The organism is Clostridium sp. ZBS15, assembly GCF_023845705.1.
In the GTDB taxonomy this organism is placed as follows: Bacteria; Bacillota; Clostridia; order Clostridiales; family Clostridiaceae; genus Clostridium; species Clostridium aquiflavi.
In genome coordinates, this window is record NZ_JAMQHY010000100.1 from 1 (window position 1) to 386 (window position 386).

Below are 386 nucleotides of genomic sequence, written 5' to 3' on the forward strand. Positions count from 1 at the left end.
TCTTTCTTTCCTTGACATGCTCCATGTTCTGCATCTACTCTTAATTGTAAGTTTTTCTTTGTATCTGCATTTACTACTTCACCTAATAATTCAGCGAATTTTGCTGCATGTTCTGCTTCTTCAAATGCTATTCTCTTATATGCTTCTGCTACTTCTGGGAAGCCTTCTCTATCTGCTTGTCTTGACATTGCAAGATACATTCCTACTTCTGTGCATTCTCCCATAAAGTTTGCTTGTAATCCTTCTACTATTCTTGGATCAACATCTTTTCCTATTCCAATTACATGTTCATCTGCAAATGCTAAGTCTCCACTTTGTTCTACAAATTTTTCTGGACCTACTCCACATAATGGACATTTTTCTGGAGCTGCTTCTCCTTCATATAC

At 36.8% G+C, this 386-nt stretch carries 1 protein-coding gene; it reads right to left on the bottom strand.

The genetic code is table 11. The features are described 5' to 3' along the window. Positions 1-386 (bottom strand): ferritin family protein (locus NG904_RS16670; protein WP_252232845.1); only part of this gene is annotated, 386 nt, incomplete at both ends.